The following is a 26,133-nucleotide window of genomic DNA, read 5'->3' on the forward strand; positions in this document are numbered from 1 at the left end:
TCCTAGAAGTCGAAGTCGGCGCCGAAGTCGCTGGTGAAGGTGCGCGACAGGGTGAAACGGGCCTTGTCCCCGTAGGGACGACGCTGTGAGCCGACCGGTTCGGCCAGCCGAAGCTCAACGGTCTCACCGTTGAAGGTATCCGCATCCCTGCTCAATACCAGGGTGACTGGGAAGAACCGGTCCCGGGCCTCTGCGGAGTCCTGAGAGCAGTCCACCGTGACCTCGTCGGATATCAATGTGTCGCCTGCGTACAGGCCCGCGATCAGACGGCGCGGCTTGACCTTCTCGCTGACCGGCTCTTGCTGGAACAGCATCACGGTGATCTGCCCGGTGGTGATCCTGTTCGTCTCGGCGACGATCTTCACGGGGGTCTGGCGAGTGTCTGATGCGCGCCGCTTGTTGACGGCAATGACGGGCACCACGACCTCCTGGAGAGAAGCCCCGCCGTGCACGAAGCGCGTGCTGGAGCCCGCCGTACGGATGCGGTGAATGGATCCGGGCACCTGCGCCTCGATGTCCCCGGACATCCGGAGCTGGTTGGGGGAGTAGGTGATGAACGCGTTGTCCCGCTTGAGACCGCGCCCCAGCACGAAGCGGTGGTTCACATGCAGCAGGGCGTCACCATGCGGTTTGACCGACAGGTAGTCCTGCTCCTCCAGCTGGCTCTCCTGGTAGAGGAAGCCGTGATCGGCGGTGATGAGGATGTTGTTGACGTTGGCGTTCGCCAGCTTCTTGACGAGCCTTACCAGGTCTGCGATGGCGTCCTCACAGGCACGGAAGGTGTCCGGCTCGGTGGTCTGCTTGTCTCCGGTGGCGTCGATCTGGTTGTGGTAGACGTATAGCAACCGGTGGTTCTTGATGATCTCACGGGTTTGACCGGGCTTCAGGCTCAAGAGCTGATTGGCCTGGATCGCGGTGCCGCTCATGGGCGCGAGCAGCTTGGCCCGGTTCTCGGTTCCTCCGCTGGGCGCGCGGTCAACCTCAACCGATCCGTCGTCGGTGTGCGCGAAGGCCAGCGACTCGTGTGGTAGCAGCGCAGCCATGCCGAGCTGGGTGTAGGACGGAAGGGCCGAGAGCATGGCGGACAGCTGAGCCGTAAAGCGGTCCTCCTGGCTAATGCGCCGGCCCAGTTCCTCACCCACCTCGTAGCGCAGCGCGTCGGAGACAATGACGACGACCTTCTTGCCCTTGTCCAGCCAAGGCCGACTGACCTGCTCGGTGAAGAAGGACGTGGCCGAGGGGACCGATTCGATCTGCCAGCGCTCCATGCCGGCGACTTGCTTGCGCCAGGACTGTCCGAGGGGAGTGAGGAAGTCATTGATGTAGGCGGCTTCGACCGTCGCCTTCAGGGCGTCGAGGGGGGAGTCCGGCTCATAGAGGTCGAGGTGTCGGTGGAACTGCCGGTAGGCCTGGTCGATGGCGAACCACTGCTGGGTGTAGTGGGCGAAGCCCTCCCGCGGGGAGGAGCAGTTCCAGGAGCCGGAGTCGATACGTGTCAGCAGGGCTGACGCCGCGCTGACGGCTCCATAGCCATGCTCGAACTCGCTGTACCACGGCAGAGCGGAACGACTGTGCACAGCATTCTGCGCTTCCGTGTCCGCGAGGGCGCGCTCGTGCACCTGGTGTGCCAGTCGGCGGACGAGTTCCTGGTCCACCAGGGGGAATGTCTTGCGCCCCAGCAGCTCGGGTAGGTCAAGGTCGGCCACCTGCTCGTCGATGCCGAGCAGCTCTGCCGCGCGATCGGCCAGGACTCGGTAGGTGTGAGCGAAGCGGAAGTCGTTGTGCCAGGTGCTGAAGTCGCGGCGGATATTGGCGTACTGATCGGCGCCCAAGTCCGCCTGGGTGGGAGCGAACTGCTCCCATGCCCGGTTGAACAGCCACGCCACGAAGTCATCGACGCTGGGCGCTTCGTCGGGGGCGTAACCGTAGATTTCATGCGTCCCCTTCCAATGGAAGTCGGCCAGCCCCAGGCGGGTGATCTCATCAATGCCGTCCGACTTGCCTTCTGCGTTCTCCATCAGCAGCTCCCGCCAGAGCGCCTCCAGTGAGCGCTCATCGGTGCCCAGCACGACGGCGGCCATGGAGGCGGCAATGTCCTTACCGTCGTCGTCCGGCCGCAGTCGCGGCTTGAGTGCCTCGCGGCGTCGCCGACTGTCGAAGAAGCGTGGGTACTGCTCGACGACGCCGCGCAGCGCCGGGCCGCCCCCGAGCTCTTGTATGAGGAGTGAGTCGTGGTCCGCGGTGAAGGTCCCGTAGGCGAGCTCCAGGTCCTTGAGCCAGTTGTCCGTCACGGTCTCCGGCGTATCCGGCTGGCGGTGGCGGTAGAGCAGGAACTTGCTCTTCGGCTCGGTGACCAGTACTCGGCGCTTGATGGCGAACTCGTTGCTCTCGACCTGCAACACGGTGACGTCGGGCAGGTTGAGGTCATCGAGGGAGTCGCCGTACCTGCCTTCCGGGTCCGACCAGACGACGATCCGTCCGGCTTCTCCGGGGCGGTCGAAGCGCTCGCGGAGCTGACGCTGGATGGCTGACATGGCGTTCATTCGGCTTCTCCCGTATGGGTGCGCAGGTAGGCGCGGCCCTCGTCCGTAAGGATGTATCGCTGCGCTTTGCTTCGGGGCTTGTCAGGCACGGTCATGGCGAGTAATCCGCGTTCCAGCAGCGGGACTACGTGGCGCTGGTAGTTCTGCGACAGGGCTCTGAGCCCAGCAGCCTCCAAGAGTGTGTTCCGGTGAACCGGACCATTCGCCGCCGCTTGCATCATCACCACATCATACCTACCGACATATCTATCATCATCGCTACGCGTGTAGGTATGTTCCGAGTAGGTATGTTCCGCAGACTTCTGTGCCCTGGCATCAGGCTCACGGGCGCGGCGAGCTTCGTGCGACCCGGCGTGTATGGCGGCCGCGTGCCGCGGGTCATGGCTGGGGATCTGGATGGTGACCCGCACCCGGTCCTGGACCTCTTCGATCACAGGCTCGGGCAGGCCGGCCTCGGCCACCTGCTCGAAGACGCGCTGGACACCGGTACCCCACTGCTCCATAATCCCGGCCTCGCGGAAGATGCGCGCGAGGGCGGGGTTACGCAGGCGGGACACGCGACGCATGGAGTCAATGGTCATGCCCGGCAGCAGCAGGCCCGGGCTGTCCACCTGGATGCGGTCGTCGTAGAAGCCGATACGGATGGGCGTGCCCCGTTCCGCGTAGGAGGCGTGCACGAGGGCATTGACGATCACCTCGCGGATCGGCTCGATGGGGATCGAGTAGACGTCGCGGCGCCGGACCTCGCCGAAGACCGCGGTCTTGTAGGCGTGCTTGAGCAGGAAGTCCACGGCGGGGTCGACGGCCAGCGGCATGGGGCCGTGGATTTCGGTCTGGTCGAAGATGTCGGTGCCGTGCGGGCCGCGCAGGCGCCCGCACTGGACCCAGGCGGAGGGAAGGAAGCGCGAAGGGTCGGGGCAGGCGGCGAGGACGCCCGCATTGGTGGCGACGATCTGGTCCCCCTGTCTGACGGCAAGGCCGAGTGCCAAAAGGTCGTCGACAGACGTGGTGCGTCCGCGCAGCTCGGAGAGGACCTGCAGATCGAGGTCGCCCAGTGTGGCGCGCGGTTCGGGCAGGTCTTCGAAGGCGATGCCGCGCGCGTTGCGTTCGAGTTCGGCCACCAGCGCCGGGTCCGCCTGCCGCGTGGTGGAACCGAGGCGCACGTAGACGCCGACCTCGGGGCCCTGGCGGGTGATGTAGTGAGGGCGACGAGTACTGAGCGGCACGTCGACGACGAGCAACGTCTTGTCTCCCACCGTCACCAGGTCGATCGCGGGGACCAGCTGGGGCGAGATCCGGTCATCGATGAGGCTGGCGATGCGCTCCTCCTCGGCGAGCGGATCCTCGACGCCAACCACCGTGCCATCGTCCGCGACACCTACAACGAGCCGCCCGCCCGCCGAGTTCGCGAAGGCCACAATCGTCCGCAGCGGCCCGTCGGGTGACGACAGATCGCGCTTGAGCTCGAGGGTCTTGCCCTCGATATCAGAAATCCGGCCATCCGGATCTAAACCCAGGTAACCGATCATAGATTCCCCTGCCATTATTTGAGTCCCTAGTAAGAATGTCCTACCTTCGCGGGGTCCATAATTGTCTTCGTGCCCTGTGTTCGGCGTCTTTGAGCGCTATCCGTAACTCTGGGACGGAGTCTTCCGGGATGCGCCAATCTGACCTGTCAATAACATCTCCGATTCTATCATCCCACGATCGCACTGAGCCGAGTGCTGCGAGAAGCCTGAAACTCTCCTCGAAGCATCTCTTGAAAAAGCCTTCAAGGGTCTGGTCGCTGATGCTCTTCAAACGTTTTGGATCGATGCCAGGATACTGTGGGTCAAGTGGGCCTACCCGTGTCGCATACCACCGTTCAAGAACGATGCGCGCTTCTCTGATCAGTTCTACGTCGAGACGTTTCTCCGCGAGACGGTTCGAGACGATCGCTGAAACCGACCCTCCGAGCAAGGCGCCAATCAGAGAAAGAAACGGGACGAGCCATTCCATTTCAGCTATCTCCTTCCTGAGTTAGTCGGTGGGTGGGCCAGGTCCAGGTTTGGACGTCGCGGCGCTTCTTGTCGATGGCGAGGATCGTCTGGAGGGCTGCGCCGAAGCGGAGGTAGTTGACCAGGACTCCGTCATCGAGATCGATGGACGGGCGGCGGGAGGCCATGGGGAACAGGACGTCCCGCTCGTAGTCCTCGCACTCGGTCAGAGCCTTGCGGTGGGCGTCGGCGCGCTTCTGGTCGGCGGCCGTATTCGCGCGTTCCAGGTGGCCGATCTCAGAACGCAGCTTCGCCTGGAACTCTCGCAGGTAGTCACCCAGCACCGTGTTCAGCGTGTCCGGGGTGTAGCGGTGCAGGTAGACCAGCGCCTGGAAGGCCGCCTTGTTGTCGGTGCGGGAGGAGACCATCCAGTAGATCGGCCGGTTGGAGTAGCGGCGGCAGTGGTCCTTGTAGAAGTCCTTCACGAAGTACTGCCGCAGGGACTTGCCCAGCGTGCTCTCAACCAGGCGGACATTCGCCTCGAGGTGGTCCCTCCCGAAGGCGGCCACGAGGAAGGAGCGGAAGCGGGTGACGATGTCGTCCGTGAACCACTCGCCGGAGGTAATGGGGATGACCCCGTCCTCATCGGGGGCGAAGCTCGGCTGCGGAACCACGTCGAGGAAGTCCTGGATGCTATCGCCCTGGTCGGCGAGCACGAGGCCGGGGGTGTCGAGGCTGTAGCGGCCGAAGAGACAGCCAATGCCGTAGGAGATGAGATCGCGGACGGCATCTGCCGTGAAGAGGCGGCGATACTCCTCGTCCGTGCGCGTCGCGCCCTTGTTGGGTGCGTAGCGGAAGTAGGGGTTGGAGGTGAGCGAGACCCGGCTCAGCGGGACTTCAATGGGAACCTCATCCTGGAGGCCGTAGACCTCAGCCCAGTAGCGATTGTTCTCGGTCTCAAGTTCCCGAGCCTCGCGAGCAGCGCTGAGGGAGTCCTGCCACCAACGCTCCAGCGCGTCCGCCAGGGATCCTCCCGAACGAGCACGCCTGACGAGCGGGTTGAACTTGAAGTCCCATGAGGTCTCGTAGGCGTTCCAGTCGTCGCGGAACAGGTTGATCAAGCGTCGTGCGACGGTCGCATCTGGGCGCGGGGCAGTGCCATCCGCAAGGATGGGAAGTTCTCCGAGCTGACCGACTTCGAAGTGCACAGTCGGGGCCAATGACTCAAGAATCCCATGCGCGCAACTAGAGTTCAGTAACGACAGAATATGGTGAGGGGGCGAACCCGATATGGGTATGACGGGAGCTACGTCGTTTGGAATGAAGCCTTGGGAAGCGATACGGAAGGCAGGGTCTCCGCTAGAAACGCGTGACCAGGAGATGGCGGGCTTGAAGTAGGAGTCGGGGTTGCGTATGACGGAGCGTGGGCGGAAGTCGCAGAGCTCGGCGCCATCGTGTTCCCAGTTGATGACGTAGTCCTGGTTGCCCCACCACTTGCGGAACTCACCGCCCTTGAGATGCGGGAACCACTTGGCGTTGGAGGCGGTGGCCGCCCCGCGGGAGTCGGCATCGAAGCAGGTGCGGGAGTGGGAGACCTCGAACCACTGGCGCAGGAAACGGGCATTGTCTCCGGTCTGTAGGCCAACTTTCGGTTCGGCGACCTCGCCGAGCGGCTTGCCGATGGTGAAGGCGCGCGTCATAGCGGGCGACAGCCAGTAGGCGATCGGTGATCCAGGAAGAGCGAGTAGCGTGTCCTGTGAGAGCTCGTAATATCCAAATGCGCGATCAAGGAACAGGTTCCTAATTGTCTCCACAGACCTGACTTCTACGTGAGCCGTGAAGAGGCGCCGGTAGGTGCCTATGTGGTTATGTGTTGCGGGAGAATTAGTTGTGGTGAATGCGACAGTTCCGAAGTCTGATCCGAAGACTCCCCGTCCTAGGTGCACGAGCGAGTTAATAGTTGTGCGCCGAAGCAGATTGATGCGGAACTGGGTGAATGACTTGAGTGACATCCAGGAAGGTAGATTAATCATTGCCCATACGCCGGCCGGGGCGCACAGCTCGCAGGCGCGTTCCATGAACACCGTCATGAGGTCGGACTTCGCCTGCGGGTGGTGCTTCTTCACCCAGGTGGACAGCACCGGACCCATGTTGCTGCTGCCCATGTACGGTGGGTTCGTCGCCACCACGGCGTAGGAGCGAGTCAGATACTCAGCCTGGATCACCACCCGTTCGGCGCGCGCGTGCAGATCCGCGGCGTCCAAGGTGTCCGTCTCGAGCGCCGCCAGTCGCTCCCTGGCGCCAGGCAGCGACGCAGCGTCGGGGACAATGAGGGAGCCCAGTACATCGGCATGGAGGAAGCTCTGCCAGAAGTACCGGGCCGCCTGGTCGCTCCCTTCCGGGCCGGCAAGCTGGTCGAGCTCACCGGTGCTGAACTCCACCGGCTCAATCACGCGAATATGCGGCTGAACAGGACTCCGCGGGAACCGACGCTGCCGGGAGCGGGCCTTCATCATCAGGGCGAAGGCGGCCAGCGCCGCGGCACGCGGATCAATCTCCGTGCCGTACAGGTTGTGCTCGAGGATCAGCGACGGGATCTCCGAGGGCGCATAGCCCTCCTCCTCATAGATCTCATACAGCAGATCAAAGGCGTAGGTCAGCATGTGCCCCGAGCCGCAGCACGGATCCATGACCGTCAACTGCTCCGGCTCGGCGATACGCAGGAAGTCAACCTCGCCATCCGCCGGCTCAATGTAGTAGTCCATCTGGTCGATCAGGCGGGAGTCCGGATGGTTGAGCATCCACAGCCGACCCACCGAGTTCTGCACCAGGTAGCGCACAATCCAGTCCGGGGTGAACAACTGCGTCGCCGCCGGAATCTCCGCTGCTCCCGCCTTCTGGTTCTTCCGGAAACCGGCGAACACCTCCGCCTTGCGCTCGGCGATGTAGAACTGGTACAGCCAGCCGATCACCTCCACATCCCGGCACGCCTCCACGGTCAGCGCCTTGACCGCCTGCGTGCGCACGGAGCTGTCCGCCAGCATGTCCGCGGGCATGAGCAAGGCGGTGTAATCGCCGTCGGGGGCGAACATGAACGGCATGGTCCGGTTCCAGTGCGCGCAGTATGCGCCCAGAATCAGCCCATAGGCCTCCTCCTGCGGGGCGGAACTGGTGACTGTGCCGTTAAGCAGGCCGGCAATGCGCTCGGCCGATCCCGGCCTGGTGAATACCTGCGGATCGAACTCGCCGCGCTTGGCGGCGGCAAGCACCGCCGGCTGCCCCACCTCGGCGCCGCCCGCCGGGGAAACCAGAGCGGGGGAGGCGTAGCCGTTTGCGTCCATGAACCGAAGCGCAATGATCCGGTTGAACCAGACGTAGGCCTGCTCCTCCACCACCCGCCGTCGGCCTACCGCATCACCGCCGTGATGGCGAATACGCTCCTCCAGGGCCCTCACGGCGCCCGGGAACTCCTCCCGCGCCGTCGAGGTGGCCGAGAGCACCGCCGTAAGGCGGGCCTCTACCTCCGCCATGAGCTGGGAGCGTGCCGAGGCGGCGAAGGCCTCCAACGTCCGCGTGTCAGTCACAGGGACACCTGCTTTCCAGAGACAACCGCATTGTGGAGGATATCCCGCAGCTCATCGACGTAGGCGTCGACGTCTGCGGACGTGCGCAGCACTCGCCTGCGTGGCCGGGGCAACTGCCTGAGCGGAACCACCACCGGAGCCGGGGGAGTCTCGACGCCGGATTCGGCGCGGCTCTCCGCCTGACGCCGGGCGGCCTCAAGCGCGGCCAGCAGCTCGTCGTAGCTCTCCTCGTCGAACTCGCGCGCGAGCTGGCGAATCACCGGCACCGAGACGGCCTCAGCCACCTGCTGCGTGGTCGCATCGGTCACGCGGTCAACCTCGGCGCGACCGGCGTCGGTGGCCTGCTCCCAGGCGGCGCCGCCACGCAGATCGTTCGCCCGTTCATGGATGAGGTCCGTCGCCGTGGCACGCTCATCGGCCAGGATCCGGTCCGTGGCGGCGCGCAGCTCGGCGGTGGCGTCCTTCAGTCGCCTCATCCGCTGCCCCCGGAAAACGTTCTGATCGTTCAGCAGCGCCTTGACGTCGGGCGCCTCGTCCGGCTTCAGGTACCGCAGCGTGTCCTTGCGCTCGGCCAGCAGGCGCACGGCGTCGTCGTAGATCGTCCTCTGGCTGCCGGACAGGAACTGGCTGACGGGATCGATCACATCCTGCTTGGCCTCCAGGAGGTCATCGGTGCGGCCGGAGAACTTGTCCAGATACCACTCGGCGTCGTGCCCGATCACCTCCCGCAGCAACTCCAGGGGCTCGTTCAGCACAGTCAGGAAGGGATAGGCCTTGCCATAGGCATCCAGTTGGGTCTTCAGCGTCCGATACTCATCCTCCAGCCGCTCGGCGACGTCAGCGGCCAGCTCCATGGGATCGTTCGGAAGCTGCCCAGTGGCGAAGAACTCCTGGGCAAAGCTGCGCAGGTCGCTCACGGCGCCGGCGTCGAAGTTGCGCTGCGGGGTCACGACAATCGCGTCGTGCTTCTTCCCATTGGGCAGCACGGCGGGAAGCTCCGTGCGCTTAACTGTGCTCCCATCGAGTGTCAGAGACACGCGCGAAGTGGCAACCAGGCGGGTGATCGCGCACAGGATGCTCGCCAGGGTCCAGCCATAGGGCTTGTCCTCGAAGCGGGAGACGACCTGCTTGACGGTGGTCCTCACGCCCAGCTTGCGCTGGGCGGAGACCCAGTCGTGGACCTCCTCGGCCAGGGGCTGAAGCGTGTCCGTGCTCCGGTCCAGGAGAGCCACTTCCTCGCTCGCCAACCGGGCAATGTCCGACTCCGAATAAGTCGCAGAGCCGAGCATTGACAGATTCGTGTAGGTGCGCGTGATCAGCTGCTCCATGCCCTCCTGCACGCGCTGCACCGGATCCGAGGCGGACACGGCAATCGACGCGCCACCAATGATCAGCGCCGCGTCGCTGATGGCCTGCTTGACGCGGGAGATCAGCTCCTTGCGTCGTCGGGTGTTCTGGCGCTTCTTGGAGTCAAGAATGTGGCTCTGGGACTCGGTCAGGGAGGAGCCCGCGCGCAGTCGGACGTACTTGTTGGTCTGTACGAGCAAACGCAGGTCCTGATACATGCGCGCATCGTCTGCCAGTACCACCCTGAGCTCGTCGCGCCCCATGGACTGGGCCACTACGACCTCACGAGGCAGCCCCAGGGCGGAAGAGATGTAGTGCACCGCCAGCGGCTGCGTCCGGCTGTAAGAGACCTCATCCAGCAGCAACTGGTACCTGAAGTCCCGGCCCGTGGCCGAATGACGTACCGAAGCGCCCCGAACCACGTCCTGGCTGATGACCTCGGCCAAGAGCTTGGAGACTTCCTCGGAGTCGACGTCGGTGTTCTTGATCTCGTTCTCGATGTCCTGTTCCTCATTGGTCAGGTACTCGTAGGCCGACCCATTGCGCTGGACATAGGTCTGCTGCTCCAGGAGGTCGAGCGCCTGGGACACCTGCCGATTCAGCTCGGTCAGGTCCTGGCCGAAGCGGTCATAGAGGAGCACGGTCAGGTTACGCGGGGTTGCCGAGAAGTCGCCCACATACTTCACCAGGAACAAGGCCTTGAGCAGCCGCACCGCCACATCGCGCACCGGGCCCTCCGGGAGCTGCGCCTGTGCCGTCGCAATATTGCGAGTCGCGGCCGACTTCACCGCCTGCCGGATACCGGTGAACATTGCGTCGAAGGGCACCACCGCACCAACCGGGAGCTCCTTCAGGTGCGTGGCGACTTCCTGCACCACCCCCAGCATGGAGCGCTCACCCACCGAGGCGTGCCGGCCCTCGAACACGTTGTGGTCGGACAGCCCCACCAGGGCCGCCTGGAAGAAGGGGAACTGGTAGGGAACGAAGGGGTAGACCTGCGCGAACCTGTCCCGGGTGTCATAGTTGCGATACGTCTTGGCGCCGTCAACGAAGTCGAACAGAGCGCGGAAGCTCGTATGGAACTCGTCGTACAGCGGGTCGAGGGCGGCCTCGCCGGCGGCGGTCTTGCTGAGCAGACGCTTCTTGACCACCTCCTCCACATCGTGGCTCGTCAGCTTCATGCGGGTGGCGAAGCGGGCCTGGATCTTGGAGAAGTCGTTGCCCTGCGTCTTGGTCCGGTCCCCGATGACGCCGTCCATGTCCTCCTGGCTGGTGACGCACACCCATGCGCGCCCGTTGCAGCGCGTACTCAGCGTCTCCACGATCGTCTGCAGGTTCAGCATGAGCTTGGTGCTGGAGCCGATGAACTGGCCGACCTCGTCCACCATGAACAGCAGGCGGTGATCTGCGGGCTGAGCCTCCAACCACTGGGCGACCTCATCGGCGAAGTCCTCAATGGACAGGGAGTACTGCTCCTCATAGCGGGACAGGATGCTCTCGGATGCGGGCTCACCGGTCACCTGCGAGAACGCCTGCGTGACGTTGTGCTCCTGGAGAATGCCCTCTTCCCGTCCCTGCTCCCAGGGGACACCGGCGATACGGGCGAAAGCCTGCTTGAAGTCCTCAAGCAGACCGCGCCGGTCCAAGTCCCGCTCAAAACGGGCCACCGACGGCTCTCCCGCGTAGTAGCCCCGTGCCTCGTTGAAGACCTTCACGAACACCTGAAGCAGGGCGTCGGTCTGGTTCTTGTCGATCAGGGGCGCCTTCTGATCGATGTTGAACAGCAGGGAGGTCGCCGGGATCCGCTCCGCCTGGGCGAGCTTGCCGCGCAGGAAGGCGTCCTGCTGGGCCTCCGCCTTCTCCTTGAAGGACTTAACGGCGTGCCGCCTGGCACTGGAGCGCCCGGGCACATCACCCAACAGGTAAGCGAGCATCTTGAGCAGGTGCGATTTACCGGATCCGAAGAAGCCGGAGATCCACACGCCGTTGCCGCCGTTGTAGACCGGATCCGTGTACGTCTCCAAAAGCTCGGACAGGGCCGATGCGGTCTCGCCGGTCAGCACGTACTCGTCGATCTCGGTGGCGAGGTGCTCGGCGTCGTCGGCCTTGATGACTCCCTCAATGGGGCGGGAGACGTCCTTGGCGAAGAGGCTGCCAATCGTCATCTGGCTCATGCGGGCTCCTGTTCCATGATGTTCTTGGCGCGGTAGTACTGGTCATCCGTCAGACGGTTGAACAGCTCCAGCGATGACCCCGAAGCCGCCGTTTGCCGGTACTCGCCGGGGAACAGCATGAGTACCGGGAAGCCGGAGACGGCGACTTGCAGGTTGTTCAGGACGTTGTGCGAGCGGATGAAGGGGAAAACCCGCCCGATTCCGGTCAGCACGAGCAGGTCCACGTCCGCCTCGGCGTCGACCCGGCGCTTGATCGCGGGGACAATGTGCTGCTCCGGATCGAGCATGCGCTGCAGGTCGCGGCGGAAGTCCGAGCGGCTGCGAGTGGGCTCAATCCGTTCCAAGCGTTCGAGCATGTTGCCCCCGCGTGCCTCAAGCAGCTCGACGGCTAGTTCGAAAAGGTCCACCACAAGGACACTCAACCCGCGCGCGGTCCGCAGCCGGTCAATGATGCGGCCGGTCGCCTCCCGCACTTGGAGCTCCTGCTCGGGCGGGTAGGGCCAGATGAAGAACGGCACCTCGTTGCCCAGACCCTCCATGCGCAGGAACCGGTCGGACGAAAGCACGGCAAGCACATGCCGCTCAACGGAGGCGATGTCGTACTCGGTCACAGGCCGCCTCCTACCGGGAAGAAACGACGGTCGCTAGGTGTGCGCCCATCCAGGAGATCCAGCACCTCCGGTGACAACAGCGGGGAGACGATCGTAGCGTCGTCGGCGAGCATCCCGCTTTGACGCAGCGCCAGGAACAGGTTGGTGCGCAGCTTGGTACGCGTCGCGGGCCTGGCTTCCTCCAACTCCGCATGCCACAGGGCCTTGGAGTCCCAGAACCGCTCAAAGTCGGCGGGCACCAGCCGGGAGACCCCCAGCAGGTAGTGATCGCGCAGTACCTCCTGGGCGAACTCCGCCACGAACACGTAATGCCGGCACAACGCCACCCACATCAGATGCAGACGATCCGGCCCGGGAGCGTCGGCCAGGTAGGCGATCTCGGCATCGGTGAGCACCGACAGCCGCTGAATGAGCTCCCGGGTGAGTCTGGCTGCCGTCGAGCGGGTACGCGCATGCAGCAGGTTATCGGCATTCAGGGCTGCCTGGACCGACGCCCAATCACACAGTTCTAGATACAAGGGAGCTGCAATCGTGGCCTCTGTGGCCAGGAGCCCACCCACCACGAAGGACAGCCAGTACGGCTCCGGGGTGGTCACGCTGGTGCTGAGGCAGCTGGTATCCGGTCCGGTCACCAGGTCGCTGCGCACTTCGCGACCGGCTGGGTGCCCCAGCAGCCTCCCACCCCTCACAGCTCTCCCGCCCTCTGGAGCCGCTGGAGGCTGAGCCAGCCCACGGGGATGGGGACCCAGAAGGTGACCAGCCGGTAGACGATCGCGGTGGACAGGGCGACCCCGGAGGGGACGCCGGCGGCGACCAGGCCTGCGGTCAGGGCCAGCTCGACCGGTCCGATACCACCGGGGGAGGGCACCACCGAGCCCACGGTGTTGGAGGCCAGGTAGGTGATGGCCAGGACCGAGAAGGACAGGGTGTAGCCGAAGGCCCACAGGCTGGCCGCGAAGGCTAGGATGTAGCTGAGGCTGAGCAGCACCGCCCCGCTGATCCCCACGGACAGGCGCACGGGGTTGGACATGACCCACACCAGGCGTGGCCACACCTGGCGGTAGGTGGGCTCGATCTTGGCCCACAGCCAGGTACGCACCTGGGGGACGAGCAGGGCGCAGGCCACCACGACCACGAGGAGGCCTGCGGCGACCAGCACCCACCCGGACGGCAGGGTCAGCCCCGTGGACTGCCCGGTCAGCGCCGCCAGGACCACCAGCAGCACCACCGTGACCACGAACTGCACCACCTGCACCAGTGCCACGGTGGCGACACCGATGGCGGTGGGCACACCCTTGCGGTGGAGGAAGCGCAGGTTGATGGCGGCCCCTCCCACGCCCGCCGGGGCGACGAGCGCCACCACCGAGCTGGCCAGGTGGACCTCGGTGGACCGCCACACGGACAGCCTCTGGGGGCTGAAGGCCACCAGGGTCAGGCCGGCCCCCACGTAGGTGGCCAGGGAGAACACCAGCGCCCCCAGGATCCACCAGGCGTTGGCGGCGGCCACGGCCTGGGAGACCTGCTCGAAGTTCATCCGGGCCAGCAGGGTCCACAGCGCCACCATGCCGATGACTGCCATGATGACGGTGCGTGGTGAGAAGCGGCTCAGCCGGGCGGGCTCGGCCTGGGCCGTGGGTGTCAGGGCCACCAGGGCGTCGCGCAGCTCCTGGAGCACCTGGCGGCTCTCTCCACGGCGCCCCATGGCCTCGCGGGTGTCACGCGGCAGGACGACGCGCTGGAGCATCGGGGCGATTGAGGCCAGCTGCTGGGTGCTCAGCGACCGGGACGCTGCGGCGATGGCCCGATCCGCCCCTGCGGTCAGCGCGGTCAGCGCCAGCGCCTGGGCCAGATCCACCCGGCGGGACAGCTCGGAGGAGATGGTCTCGCCTGAGCCCCAGTCGAGCAGCCACACCCGCGACTTGGCGTCCACGACGACGCTGGTCGCGTCAATGGCCAGGTGGGCCAGGCCTGCGGCGTGGGCGTGGCGCAGCTGCTCCCACAGCTGGAGCAGGACGCGGTCGGGGACGTCCTCGCCCAGGTCACGGACGGACCGGGCTCCTGCGACGTGCTCGGTCACCAGCAGCACGGACTCGTCTGCCTCGGCGATCCCCAGGAGGCCGGGGGTGCGCACCAGGGCGCGCCGCGCCTCCAGGGTCATGAGGGCGGCGTGCTCAGCGGCGGGGCGCACCGACAGGTCCCGGTTGGGGGACAGGCCCTTGACGCGGATCCGGTCCCACATGGTGCTCAGGAGGCCGGCCACCTGGCGGTCGGCGTCCAGCACGGTGACGTCGCGGCGCTGGCCGGAGGTGTCCCACGCCGCGTAGGTGCGGTGGGCGGAGGCGCGCCCTGGCGACAGGGCGGAGCCGGAGGCCTCCAGCAGGAAGGCGTCCAGGGCGGTGCCCAGCTCGGCGTCGTCGACGGCGGTGATCGTGCTAGCAGGTCCTGCGGTCTCCTCGGCCTGGCTGGCTGCGGCAGGAGCCGGTGGGGCGTCGGGGGACGGCAGGGGGTTCTCGCGCACCTGCTCGGTGTAGCCCAGGGGCGCGCCGGTGGTGACCTTCCAGGCCCGGGCGGGCAGGTGGGTGCTGGTAGGGCTGTAGTCAGTGCGCACCAGGTGGGTGGCGTCCACCCCGGCCCGGCGCAGGGCGCGCACCAGGGTGACCCCCTGCGCCCTGCGGTCGTTGACCCCGACGGCGTAGCGCATGACCAGGCCGACGACCCGGCCCAGGAGGACTGACAGGACCGCCCCGGGAAGGGTCAGGGCGCTGCGCAGCACTGCCAGGCCGGTGATGGTCCACAGGGCGGCCCAGCCGGTGCGCACCACCGGGGAGCCTCGGCGGTCGCCGGCTCCGGTGAGCAGGCCCGCCAGGGTGGCGAAGACGGTGGAGATGCCGAGCTGGGCGGTGCCGGAGGCGGTCACGGTCAGCCCAGACACCAGGGAGTCAGGCCCCCAGGTACCAAGGGTCGCTAGGAAGGCCAGGGCGACGAGGTTCCCTGCTGCCCCGGCCAGGGCCGCCTCCCCGGCGCCGCGCCAGGAGCCGCGCAGCAGGTGGTCCAGCAGGACGCCCAGGGGGATGGCGAAGGTCACCAGCCCCTCGACGGCCTGGAGGGGGAGGATGAGGATCTGGCGCAGCACCACGGCCAGGGCGTTCTGGACGTCCTGGGTGACGCCTGTCGTGGTCTGGTGGGCGTAGATCGCCAGGATGAGGACGGCGCCGACGCTGAGGGTGGTGGCGGCCAGGTCCAGCAGGTCCTCGGTGCGTCTGAGGCGGTGCGGGGGCGAGTCCACCAGGATGGTGGTGGAGCGTGGGGACGTCGGCCTGGGAGCCGTGGGGGCCTCCAGGGCGGGGGCGACGCCGATCGTAGGGATGCCCACCGGTGAGGTCGCCGGGGTGCTGGCAACGGCGGAGGTGCTGTGCTCGTCCGAACCGGGCGGGACGGCGTCCACGTCGTTCATGCGGGCGAGTCTAGGCGGCGGGTGGGGAAGTTCCTCTTTCTCGGGGACGACGCGCCCGCAGCGGGCCTGCCCGGGTGGGAGGCGGGAGACGGCGAGCGGGAGGAGGCTGCCGCCGGGCTCCGGCGGCACGTTCGGGTGAGGGTGGGAGACGGGGGAGCAGAGAGCGGGGCGCCCGGCGCTCAGGGGCCAGGACGGGGCGGCGCGCAGGTGAGGGTGGCACACCAGCGGGGGCAAGCGGCATGGACGTCCACCATGCAAAGAAGTTTGCAAAGCAAACTAGAGTGTGACATGGTTGTCTCACAAGGTTTGTTGAGCAAACTACTTGGAAGACAAGAGAGGACCTGCTATGAGTCACGACGGCGCTGCACCCGCCAAGGGAGCGGGAGCACAGGCAGGGCAGGCTGGGGCCCACGGTGCCGCTGAGCGGTCCGAGAGCCGCCCACCCACCCCTGCGGAGGCGGAGGCCCTCATCGCCGCCCAGCGCAGGGACTACGCCCGGCGCAACACCATCCGGTCAGCGCCGCTGCTCCTCGCCTGGGGCCTGGCGTGGCTGCTGGGCTACACCACACTGGCCCTGGCTGCCGACGGGGGCGGCCTCCGCGAGGGCACCAGCGCAGTTGCTGACGCCAGGGCCGCCTACACGGTATTTGTCGCCTGCCTGGCGGCGGCCGGGATCTTCACCGCAGTCTACATTGCGCTGCGCAGCCGTGGGGTGCGTGGCACGAGTGGCCGCCAGGGAGTCCTCTACAGCGGGGCCTGGATAGGTGGTATGGCCCTGACCGGGGTCATCCTGGGCAGGCTCAACAGCTTCCTGGCCACGGTGGGCACCCCCGAGGCCGGTGCTGTGGGGGCGCTGGTGAGCAGCGCCGTCCCCTGCCTCGTGGTCGGGGTCATCTTCCTTGTCGGCGCCGCCCTGTGGGGGGAGAACGTCATGGGGGCGCTGGGAGGGTGGATCCTGGCGGCTGCGGCCGTGGCGACCGTGGCTGGGCTCCCCTGGGCGTGGTGGGTGATGGCCGCTGGTGGAGGCGGGGGGATGCTTCTGGCCGCAGCCAGGGACTCCCTGGTCGGCCGCAGAGCCAGGAGCCTGTGACCGTGACCGCTGCCGAGGTCCACCTCGACCCTGTCATCCACGCTCAGGCCCGTCTGCGCATCGTGGCGACCCTGGCGGAGCTGCAGGAGGGCGACGAGCTCCACTTCCCCCGCCTGCGTGAGCTGCTGGGGATGACGGCGGGCAACCTGTCCGTCCACCTGTCCAGGCTGGAGGAGGCGGGCTACGTCCACCAGTCCAAGTCCTTCTCCGGGCGCACCCCGGTCACCTACATCAGCCTCACCTCCGCAGGCAGGGCAGCCTTTGAGCGCTACGTGCGCGACCTGCGCAGGCTGCTGGGCCAGGGCTGAGGTCGGCGCTGGCGGCGCCCATGCCGTCCGGCTGCTCGGCCCGGTCGGCCCGAGGCTCTAGGCCCGGCGTAGGCGCAGGGAGTTGGTCACCACCATGACGCTGGAGGCGGCCATGGCTGCGCCGGCCACCATCGGGTTGAGCAGCCCCGCGACAGCCAGCGGGATCGCCGCCACGTTGTAGGCGAAGGCCCAGAACAGGTTCTGCCGGATGACCCGTAGTGTCGCCCGGGAGACCCGCACCGCAGCGACCACCGCGTCCAGGTCCGGGCGTACCAGGGTGATGTCGGCCGCCTCAATGGCCACGTCCGTGCCCGAGCCCATCGCCATCCCCAGGCCGCGCGTGCCGGCCTGGGCCAGGGCCGCCGCGTCGTTGACGCCGTCGCCCACCATGCCCACGACCGCCCCCCGCGCCTGGAGGTCGGCAACAACGTCCCGCTTGCCGACGGGCAGGACCTCGCTGACCACGTCGCGCTGCGCGATCCCGACCTGGGCCGCGACGTGGGCGGCGGCGCGGGCGTTGTCGCCGGTCAGCAGGACCGGGCGGATCCCCAGGTCGCGCAGGCTGGCGACGGCGCCGGGGGAGGAGGGTCGGAGCGTGTCGCGTACTGCCAGGACCGCCACCGTCTCCAGGCCCGTGTCCAGGCTCGTCTTCTGCTGGTGCTCGACGGCCAGGGCCACCACCGTGGCGCCGCTGTCCTCGGCCTCGGCCACCGCCTGCCTCAGGGCCTCGGGCAGGGGCGCGCCCAGGCCGGCCAGCCAGCCGGGGCGGCCTGCGGCGGCGCGACGCCCTGCGACCCGCCCGGTCACTCCCCGGCCCTCGTGGCTGTGGAAGTCCTCCACCGCAGGCAGGGTGTCCGCGCAGTCCCGGGCTGCCGAGGCGACGGCTGCCGCCACCGGGTGCTCGGAGGCCGACTCCAGGGCGCCGACCAGGACCAGCGTCTCAGGGGACAGGGGCTGGCGCGGCTGCGGGGGGCGGACCTGCCAGGAGGCCTCCAGGTCCAGGGTCATGCGCCCTTGCGTGAGCGTCCCGGTCTTGTCCAGGACCACCGTGTCCAGGGCGCGCGTGGACTCCAGGACCTCCGGCCCCTTGATGACCACACCGAGCCGGGCGGCCCTGCCGGTGCCTACCAGCAGGGCCGTCGGCGTGGCCAGGCCCAGCGCGCAGGGGCAGGCGATGACCAGGACCGCGACGGCGGAGGTCAGGCCGGCCTGCGCCGTGTGCCCGGTGGCCAGCCACCCCACCAGGGTGAGGGTGGCCAGGACCAGGACCACCGGCACGAACACGGCCGAGACCCGGTCAGCCAGGCGCTGCACCGGCGCCTTCCCGGCCTGCGCCGCAGTGACCATCGCCCCGATCTGCGCCAGGGTGGTCCCCGCGCCCACTGCGGTGGCACGCACCAGCAGGGTCCCGGAGGTGCTGACGGTGGCGCCGGTAACGACGTCGCCCCGCTCCACCTCCACCGGGACGGACTCCCCGGTCAGCATGGAGGCGTCCACGGCTGAGCGCCCCTCGACCACCACGCCGTCGGTGGCGACCTTCTCCCCGGGGCGCACAGTGAACAGGTCCCCGACAGCCAGCGCCTCCACGGGGACCCTCTCCTCGCTGCGCCGGGACTGAGGACGAGGGGAGCCGTCCTCGTCGAGGACGTCGATACTGCTGGTGGAGCCCTCCGGGGAGGTGAGCACCACCCGGGTGACCTCCTTGGCACCCAGCTCCAGGAGCGTGCGCAAGGCGTCCCCGGAACGGTACCTGGCGCGGGCCTCCAGGTAGCGGCCTGCCAGGAGGAAGGTCGTGACCCAGGCGGCGGACTCGAAGTACAGGTGCGGGTGGCCGGTCTGCTGCCGTGGCAGGAGGTCCATGGGCATGCGCATGCCCAGCTCCCCCGCCCCGCCCAGCAGGAGCGCCCACAGGCTCCAGGCGGTCGCGGCCAGCACACCTGTGGACACCAGGGTGTCCATGGTGGAGGTGCCGTGGCGCGCGGCGCTGAGGGCGGAGCGGTGGAAGGGCCAGCCCCCCCAGGTCGCCACCGGCAGGGCCAGGGCGGCCACACCCCACTGCCACCCGGTGACCTGGAGCGCTGGGAGCATCGAGACCGCCATGACGGGAACTGACAGGAGCAGGCAGACCTGTAGCCGGGTGCGCAGCTGCTCTGCCCGGGCTCGCTGGGAGTCCCCGACGTGTGCTGTCGTGCCCGCGCCTGTACTGCTGGTGCTGGCGGTGGGCGCCTGCGTGGCCGGGGCGGCTGCTGCGGGGCCTGGTTGGCGTGACGGTGCCGACAGGCCGCCCTGCTCCTTGGGCTCCTTGGCGGCCTCCTGGCCCGTCTGCGGGGGCGGGTCAGCGGGGGCAGGTGCCGTGCTGCCGGTGACCTCGGCGGTGTAGCCCGCTGCGGCGACGGTGGCAAGGAGCTTCTCGTCACTGACAGGCTCGGTCAGGACCACGTGGGCGGACTCGGTGGCCAGGTTGACCGTCGCGGTCACCCCGTCCAGGCGGGAGAGCTTCTTCTCCACCCGTGACACGCAGGCGGCGCAGGTCATGCCGCCTACCGCCAGGTCCACCGTGCGCCGCGCGGCCCCGGGAGGCAGCGACGGGCTGGCTGTCGCGCTCATGCCTGTCAGGCGTCGCGCTCGATGGCGTCCAGGGTGTAGTCCCCGGCCTCGTCGATGGCGGCTGCCAGGGCGTCGTCGTCGAGCCGGGTGTCTGAGACGACCGTGGCCACGGACTGGCCGCCCTTGTTGAGGATGACCGAGACGTTCTTGACGCCGCTGACGGCCTCCAGCTCCTCGGTGACGTGGGCGACACAGTGGTCGCAGGTCAGTCCCGACAGCCTCAGGGTGGTGGTGCGGTCGGTGCCGTCAGGCGCGAACTCTGTCATGGGGTTTCTCCTTGGGTCTGTGTGTTCCGGTCTCTTGCTGTCTCTTGTGCTCTCGCAGGTCCCGTGCGGCCTGCTGCGCGGCGCCCCTGAGGGGGTGCCCTGGCGGGCTGCCGCGTGCGGGTGCTGTGGTGCCGGGAGGTCGGCCACCCAGCGGGGTGCTGGTTGCCTGCGGGTCTGATGCGCGGCTGCGGGGAGAGGGTCAGGAGCGGACCAGGCGGGTGACGGCCTCGCAGGCCTCGCGGATCTTCTCCCGTCCCTCCTCCTCGCTGGTCCGGGCCGCGGCCAGGACGCAGTGGCCCATGTGCTCCTCCAGGAGGGCGAGGCTGACGGCCTGGAGCGCCCTGGTGGCTGCGGAGACCTGGGTCAGGACGTCGACACAGTAGACGTCCTCCTCGACCATGCGCGATATCCCACGGACCTGGCCCTCGATCCGGCGCAGCCGCCTGAGGTGGTCCTCCTTGGTCTCGGTGTACCCGGCCATGCTGCCTCCCGGCTGCCTCGCTGACTTCCTCTGCTCGCCCGGCTCGCACCGCGCCGCAGGCGGTGCCAACTCTACCTCCTATACCCCCAGGGGGTAAGGGGGTGGCCCCGGGTCTCGTCCTACCCCGCTGGAGCCCGGACGGGGACCCACCAGCAGGGTAGTCATGCCATGCTCGTGCCATGACTAGCCTGACTCCCCCTTCCCCGACCGCCCCGCCTGCTCCCTCAGACACCCAGCGAGCCGCCGCAGCCGACCCCGCTACTCCTGCGGGCACCCTCGCGGTCCTGGCAGGCAACCACCCCCAGCTGCGAGAGCTGATCGGACGCAACCCCGCCTGCCCGCCGGAGCTGCGCTCCTGGATCAGCCGTGCGCAGGCTGGCTCCGGCGGGTCGCCCGACAGACGTGGCCCTGCGGGCTCCCGGGACCAGCCCTACGGTCAGCCGCACGGAGCCGCGGACGGGGCGCACCAGGCCCACGGTGACGGGTGGCAGGAGGTGTCATGGGCGCCTTACGGGTGGGAGGCCTCCGACGTGGGCCTGGGTCCGGACCCATTCGGGTCCGTGCTGGGGGACCCACTGACAGGCTCTCCGCTGTATGACGTCAGCGTGCACGACGAGGGCGGACAGGCCGACCCGGCGAGCAGGCCCGCTGGGACGTGACGCGCAGCCCTGCGGGGCTGAGAGGCTAGGAGGAGGACCTCGGGCCCGTCTGGGCGTGGCCGTGCCGGAAGGCCCACACCGCGATCTCCAGCCGCGACCTCGCCCCCGTCTTGCCAAGCAGGACGGATACGTGCGTCTTGACCGTGGCCTCGGAGATCGCCAGGCGTGAGGCGATCTCCCGGTTCGAGGCGCCCTCGCACAGCAGCCGCAGAACGTCCTTCTCCCTGCAGGACAGGGCGACGCTGTCGTCCACGTCAGGCAGGGAGGCCAGTGCGTGGTCGATGAGACGTGGCGTCAGCACCGGGGTGACAACCTTCCCTCCGGAGTGCACCGCACGAACTGCGGAGAGGATCTCCTCTGGCGGTGAGCTCTTGAGCAGGACGCCGCTGGCCCCCGCCTCCAGGCTCTGCATGAGGCTGTCCTCAGAGTCCTGGGTGGCAAGGACGACGACGCGGGTCCGGGGGGAGGCCCGCAGCACCTCCTTGATCATCAAGGACTCATCCGCAGGGTCCCTGGCGCCGCCGTGGAGGGAGGTGATGAGGACATCGACGCCGTGCGCCTGGAGGAAGGCCATCAGCTGGTCTGGTGAGTGCGTCGCGGTGAGGACCTGGATGTCGGCGTCAGCCGACAGGCAGGACCTGAGGTAGGCCAGTGCCATGGGGTCGCTGTCCACGAGGGCGACCCCGATGGCCGAGGAGGAGGACTGGGAACTCATGTGTCTCCTTGTCGGGTATGCAGGCTCTCGCCACCAGCCCACGTATCAAGCCCCGGGTCTACCCGGAGGCGTGTCCTGAGGACGCGCAAGCGCTGGGCGGCCGCTCAAGCCGTGCAAAAGAACGTTACAACATAATGCTGAGTGGGGTCATACAAACAGCGGACCTGTGTGCTGAGTGGGGTCATACAAACAGCGGAGCAGCAATAGACCGACGGCTGATGCGCGGTGGGCACGATCTGGCGCATCCTCTGTGCTGGCAGCACCGGTGTGGTGCCCGGTCTTCACGCTGCCCCGGTCATGTCAAGGAGGGCCGAGCCCATGAGCACGTGGCACACCTCAGCGTCAGGCGCTGCGTCACCCCCGGTGACGGCCTACCTTGTCCAGGAGGAGGTCCAGGGGGAGCTTAGCCGTGCCATCGTGCGGCGTCTGGCCAGCAGCCGTGACGTGGTCGTCTCGGTTGACCGCGACCTGGACTCCTCCCGCATCCCCGAGGCTGACCGCCTGGTCCTGGTGGCCGAGTCCGGCCAGGAGGAGCTGCGGGAGGCCCTTGACTGCCTGTCCTTCGCCCGCTGCGTCCCCTCACTGGGGCTGGAGCTCCACCCCACCGAGCTGCGCTGTGGACCCCTGGTGGTGCCCGGTACCACCGCCTGCTACCGGTGCTACCTGTGCGGCGAGCGCCGTCACATGCGTCCCCACCGTCCTCAGGCTGCCCAGGCTGACCTGCTGCCGCGCAGGTGCGCCCAGCACGTGGTCCTGGCCGTGGGGCTGGTGGCACTGGCCCTGGACGGCGCGGACAGCCGTGGACCCTTCGCCCACGAGGGCGGTGAGCCCAGCGGCCAGGTCTGGAGCGCGGACCTTGTCGCCGGGACGACCTCCTGCTCCAGGATCGTCGGCGTGCAACGGTGTGGTACCTGCTCCAGGCGCGCCGTGAGCCGACTGAGGCGGCCTGGTCAGCCGGGTCGGCGCGGTGGCAGCCCCGTGCTTGCCGGGCTCTGGGAGGCTGTCTACCGGCAGCGGACGCTGGTCGGCACGGGCCGGGGCGCCTAGCCGTCCTTTCCCGTGCGGCTGGTCGCTCACGCTGCTGGTGCCGGTGGCGGCTGAGCCCTCCAGGTCCTGGTGCCTCCAGGTCCTGGCGCTCGCGGAGGACTGCCGGGGCTTCCCGGTGCCGGGCCCCAGTCGGGGACTACCGGGTCTGCGGGCTCAGTGCTCCTGGTGGTCCTCCCGTCTGCTCCCGGCTCCGTCCAGGTGGTCCACCAGGGTCGGGGCCAGGCCCGTGTAGGTGGCGGGGCTCAGGGCCAGCAGGCGTGCCTCGACGTCGTCGGGCAGGCCCAGGCTGCGGATGAGGCCACGCATGCCCTCGGGCGTGACCTTCCTGCCACGGGTCAGCTCCTTGAGGCGCTCGTAGGGGTCGGCCATGCCGGTGGCCCCGGCTACCGACGCCGCGCGCATCGCCTGCTGGACCGGCTCGCCCAGCACCTCCCAGGCCGTCTCCAGGTCCTCGGCCAGGCGGGAGGCGTCCACGTCCAGCCCGGCCAGGCCCCGGCGGAGGTTGTCGATGGCCAGCAGCGAGTGGCCCAGGGCCACCCCGATGTTGCGCTGGGTGGTGGAGTCGGTGAGGTCGCGCTGGAGGCGGGAGGTGACCAGGGTGGCGGCCAGGGTGTCCAGCAGGGAGCAGGAGAGCTCCAGGTTCGCCTCGGCGTTCTCGAAGCGGATCGGGTTGACCTTGTGCGGCATGGTCGAGGAGCCGGTGGAGCCCTGGGCGCTCAGGCGCTGGGTGAAGTAGCCCAGCGAGATGTAGGTCCACACGTCAGTCGCCAGGTTGTGGGCGATGCGGTTGAAGCGGGCGACGTCGCTGTAGAGCTCGGCCTGCCAGTCGTGGGACTCGATCTGGGTGGTCAACGGGTTCCAGGTCAGGCCCAGGGCCTCCACGAAGGAACGCGACACCGCCTGCCAGTCCACCCCGGGCACGGCCACGACGTGGGCGCCGTAGGTGCCGGTGGCCCCGTTGATCTTGCCCAGGTACTGCGCCTCCTCCACTCGGCGGACCTGGCGGGACAGGCGCCAGGCAAGGACGGCCACCTCCTTGCCCAGCGTGGTGGGCGTGGCGGGCTGGCCGTGGGTGCGCGCCAGCATGGGGGCATCGGCGTGGCTGCGGGCCAGGGTGGCGAGGTCGTCCACCAGCCCCCGGGCGGCGGGCAGCCACACCTGGGTCACGGCGTCGCGCACGGTCAGGGCGTAGGAGAGGTTGTTGACGTCCTCGCTGGTGCACAAGATGTGGACGATCTCGCCCAGCCCCGGCAGCACGGTGGGCCCGCCGTCGGCGCTGGCCAGGTCTGGGGCGTCTGCGGCGGCCTCCAGCCTGTTCCTGAGCAGGTACTCCACGGCCTTGACGTCGTGGCGGGTCTCCGCCTCGATCTGGGCCAGCTCGGCGACCTGCGCCGCCGCGAAGGAGCCGACGACGCCGCGCAGGTAGGCCTTCTCGCTCTGCGACAGGACCGGGGCGCCGGGCAGCACCCGGTGGTCGGTGAGGTGGATGAGCCACTCGACCTCCACCCGCAGGCGCGCCCGGTTGAGTGCCGCCTCGGAGAGGTGGTTGGTCAGGGGGGCGGCCACGGCCCGGTAGCGCCCGTCCAGGGGGCCGAGCGCGATGGGTGGGGTCAGGGCGGACAGGTCCACTACGGGGGTGGGTGCGGGATCGCTTGCAGAGGTGGGTGCGGGGTCGGTCGCAGGGGCGGTCATGGGGCGATTCTGCCAGGCACCGGCGGGGCCGCCGGGTTGCCCAGCAAGGACGACCGGCCGTCAGCGTCCGCCAGCGGCTGGCCTCAGGTGCGCTGGTAGGTGGTGGTCCTGCTCCCCTGGCCACCCTGGACGGAGACGAGTCCCGACTTCCTGAGCAGGTCCAGCGCGTACCCGACCTGACGCCTGGTCAGCCCGGTCGCCTCAGCGATCTGCGCGCGTCCTGGCCCCAGTCTCCAGACTTGCCCAGACCGCGAGGCTGTTGCCAGACAGCCCGACCGGGTCGTCAGGTGTCGTCGGAGTCCCCGGCCCTTCCGGTGTCCTCGTGCCAGGAGCCGTCTGGCCCGGACCCGCCGACTCCTCGACCAGGGACGCGACGGGTGCGAGCGCGTATGACGTCGAGCCTTTTGTCCCCGAGATCGTGGCTAGACCACGGTTGCTGAGGTCCTGCAGCTGTCGTCGGGCCTGCTCCGAGTCCAGGCCGAAGCGGCGTCGGTAGGTCGAGTTCGTCCAGGACCGGCCGTGCCTCATGTCCACCAGGGCATGACGCTGCTCGACGCTGAGACCCGTTGAGCCGAGGGCGGAGAGCCAGCCGAGGTCAGCTGGGGACAACAGGGCAGATCTGGGCAGCAGGGCGGTAAACTGCACGCCAGTGTCATGAAAGCGGACGGGCTCCATATCCGCCTCGCGCAAAGCGTCGCGCACCGCGCGGATTCCGGTTCCTAGGCCCTCGATCACGCGCCGTTCCTCAGTGTCAGCGGCGAAGGTGCAGATGTCGTACAGGCGCTCGTTGACCGTTGACTTCCCGTGCTGGGTTCCCAGCTGGTCCACGCATACTCCCCACAGGCCGCCCGGGCTGGAGATGACAAGGCGGTCCTGTTTCAGGCGGATCTCGATCCCCTTGGACAGGGCTGGTTCCGACAGGTCGCGGTGGACGAGCGCATTGGCGATGAGCTCGCGGACGGCGACCAGGGGGTGCTCGTGCGTGTTCCGGCCGTGCCCATCCTGGTCGAACGTGATGTCGGTCCGTGTGTGCTGGGACACCCAGTCGACGGCGGCGGTGAGCATGCGGGGAACTGCACCGTCGATCCTGAGGCGCTCGGAGGCGCGTGGTCCGGTCTGCCCCCCAAGGACTGCAGCCGTGATGGCGAGGGTGGGGACGTGCCTTTGCGGATACCGTCCCAGGGCGTACAGGCCAGCCAGTGTGACCTCGCCGTCGTCCGTCAAGACGTTGAGATTGAGCAGGATCTCCTTGTCAGATTGCTCCCTCAAAGATGTCGAGCCAGCGCGTACGTTGCGCAGGAAGACGCTCACCAGGTTGTCGTCCAGGCTGCCGATCGAGGTGCCCGGGACGGGAGCCGTGTCCTCGCGGGGACGCTGGTGGCGTATCAGCAGCTGCTGCTCCTCCTCCTGGAGGGACATCCGGTAGTCGCCGTCGTACTGGCGCAGGTAGGCGGCATCGTTGCCTGTCCAGCGGACGGGCTTGGCATTGACTGGCGCCTCCTGCACGTTTGCGACGACGACGGTCCTGCCATCAAGCTCGATGCTGTGAGTGTCAACAGTAATCCTGCTGGAGAAGCCT

General features: G+C 68.1%; 18 protein-coding genes. 4 read left to right on the plus strand and 14 right to left on the minus strand.

The features are described from left to right. Positions 1 to 2: 2 nt before the first annotated feature. The 8 genes from pglZ to CWS50_RS00425 are packed head-to-tail and all read right to left on the minus strand — an operon-like array spanning position 3 to position 15,689. A complete protein-coding gene (gene pglZ, locus CWS50_RS00390; RefSeq protein WP_127841206.1) occupies positions 3 to 2,543 on the minus strand; it encodes a BREX-1 system phosphatase PglZ type A in 2,541 nt (846 codons plus the stop codon). After that, entirely contained in the window at positions 2,540 to 4,072 is a 1,533-nt protein-coding gene (locus CWS50_RS00395; RefSeq protein WP_127841207.1) for an AlbA family DNA-binding domain-containing protein, read from the minus strand. The genes pglZ and CWS50_RS00395 overlap by 4 nt, the downstream gene beginning before the upstream one ends. A gap of 40 nt (positions 4,073 to 4,112) precedes the next feature. Continuing rightward, positions 4,113 to 4,541: a hypothetical protein gene (locus tag CWS50_RS00400; protein ID WP_127841208.1), complete on the minus strand. Its 429-nt coding sequence runs from the start codon at positions 4,539 to 4,541 to the stop codon at positions 4,113 to 4,115. 1 nt (position 4,542) lies between these two features. Further along, the gene (gene pglX, locus CWS50_RS00405; RefSeq protein ID WP_206610426.1) at positions 4,543 to 8,103 is read right to left on the minus strand and encodes a BREX-1 system adenine-specific DNA-methyltransferase PglX; all 3,561 of its coding nucleotides are present in this window, start codon (positions 8,101 to 8,103) and stop codon (positions 4,543 to 4,545) included. After that, a complete protein-coding gene (gene brxC, locus CWS50_RS00410) occupies positions 8,100 to 11,624 on the minus strand; it encodes a BREX system P-loop protein BrxC (protein WP_243118374.1) in 3,525 nt (1,174 codons plus the stop codon). The genes pglX and brxC overlap by 4 nt, the downstream gene beginning before the upstream one ends. After that, positions 11,621 to 12,235, minus strand: a complete 615-nt coding sequence (locus tag CWS50_RS00415; protein WP_127841209.1) for a DUF1788 domain-containing protein — start codon at positions 12,233 to 12,235, stop codon at positions 11,621 to 11,623. The genes brxC and CWS50_RS00415 overlap by 4 nt, the downstream gene beginning before the upstream one ends. Then, on the minus strand, positions 12,232 to 12,882 hold the full coding sequence (locus CWS50_RS00420) for a DUF1819 family protein (protein ID WP_243118375.1): 651 nt from the start codon (positions 12,880 to 12,882) through the stop codon (positions 12,232 to 12,234). The genes CWS50_RS00415 and CWS50_RS00420 overlap by 4 nt, the downstream gene beginning before the upstream one ends. A gap of 38 nt (positions 12,883 to 12,920) precedes the next feature. Next, entirely contained in the window at positions 12,921 to 15,689 is a 2,769-nt protein-coding gene (locus CWS50_RS00425) for a lysylphosphatidylglycerol synthase transmembrane domain-containing protein (protein WP_127841210.1), read from the minus strand. 346 nt (positions 15,690 to 16,035) lie between these two features. Between CWS50_RS00425 and CWS50_RS00430 the strand changes: the two genes are divergently transcribed. Then, complete coding sequence (locus tag CWS50_RS00430; protein ID WP_243118376.1) at positions 16,036 to 16,779, plus strand: hypothetical protein; 744 nt, start codon at positions 16,036 to 16,038, stop codon at positions 16,777 to 16,779. Then, entirely contained in the window at positions 16,776 to 17,087 is a 312-nt protein-coding gene (locus CWS50_RS00435) for a winged helix-turn-helix domain-containing protein (RefSeq protein ID WP_243118377.1), read from the plus strand. Before CWS50_RS00430 ends, CWS50_RS00435 begins: the two co-directional genes overlap by 4 nt. 57 nt (positions 17,088 to 17,144) lie before the next feature. Here CWS50_RS00435 and CWS50_RS00440 read toward each other — a convergent pair whose 3' ends face one another. From CWS50_RS00440 to CWS50_RS00450, 3 genes are all read right to left on the minus strand, one after another. Next, positions 17,145 to 19,694 (minus strand): heavy metal translocating P-type ATPase, encoded by a 2,550-nt coding sequence (locus tag CWS50_RS00440; RefSeq protein WP_127841211.1) that lies wholly within the window; start codon positions 19,692 to 19,694, stop codon positions 17,145 to 17,147. 5 nt (positions 19,695 to 19,699) lie between these two features. After that, positions 19,700 to 19,960, minus strand: a complete 261-nt coding sequence (locus tag CWS50_RS00445) for a heavy-metal-associated domain-containing protein (RefSeq protein ID WP_127841212.1) — start codon at positions 19,958 to 19,960, stop codon at positions 19,700 to 19,702. A 199-nt stretch (positions 19,961 to 20,159) separates the two neighbouring features. Further along, a complete protein-coding gene (locus CWS50_RS00450) occupies positions 20,160 to 20,441 on the minus strand; it encodes a metal-sensitive transcriptional regulator (RefSeq protein ID WP_127841213.1) in 282 nt (93 codons plus the stop codon). A gap of 179 nt (positions 20,442 to 20,620) precedes the next feature. Between CWS50_RS00450 and CWS50_RS00455 the strand changes: the two genes are divergently transcribed. Beyond that, on the plus strand, positions 20,621 to 21,100 hold the full coding sequence (locus tag CWS50_RS00455; RefSeq protein WP_127841214.1) for a variant leucine-rich repeat-containing protein: 480 nt from the start codon (positions 20,621 to 20,623) through the stop codon (positions 21,098 to 21,100). A gap of 25 nt (positions 21,101 to 21,125) precedes the next feature. Here the strand turns inward: CWS50_RS00455 and CWS50_RS00460 are convergent, their stop codons facing one another. After that, entirely contained in the window at positions 21,126 to 21,815 is a 690-nt protein-coding gene (locus CWS50_RS00460) for a LuxR C-terminal-related transcriptional regulator (RefSeq protein ID WP_127841215.1), read from the minus strand. Between the two features lie 318 nt (positions 21,816 to 22,133). Between CWS50_RS00460 and CWS50_RS00465 the strand changes: the two genes are divergently transcribed. Beyond that, on the plus strand, positions 22,134 to 22,862 hold the full coding sequence (locus tag CWS50_RS00465) for a cyclodehydratase (protein WP_127841216.1): 729 nt from the start codon (positions 22,134 to 22,136) through the stop codon (positions 22,860 to 22,862). A gap of 153 nt (positions 22,863 to 23,015) precedes the next feature. On the opposite strand, the gene purB is transcribed toward CWS50_RS00465, so the two are convergent. Together purB and CWS50_RS00475 are read right to left on the minus strand one after the other, a co-directional pair. Further along, complete coding sequence (purB, locus tag CWS50_RS00470; RefSeq protein WP_127841217.1) at positions 23,016 to 24,554, minus strand: adenylosuccinate lyase; 1,539 nt, start codon at positions 24,552 to 24,554, stop codon at positions 23,016 to 23,018. Positions 24,555 to 24,755: 201 nt separating this feature from the next. Further along, on the minus strand, positions 24,756 to 26,060 hold the full coding sequence (locus tag CWS50_RS00475) for an ATP-binding protein (protein ID WP_243118378.1): 1,305 nt from the start codon (positions 26,058 to 26,060) through the stop codon (positions 24,756 to 24,758). Between the last annotated feature and the right edge of the window lie 73 nt (positions 26,061 to 26,133).

Source organism: Actinomyces wuliandei (assembly GCF_004010955.1).
GTDB classification, from domain to species: Bacteria; Actinomycetota; Actinomycetes; order Actinomycetales; family Actinomycetaceae; genus Actinomyces; species Actinomyces wuliandei.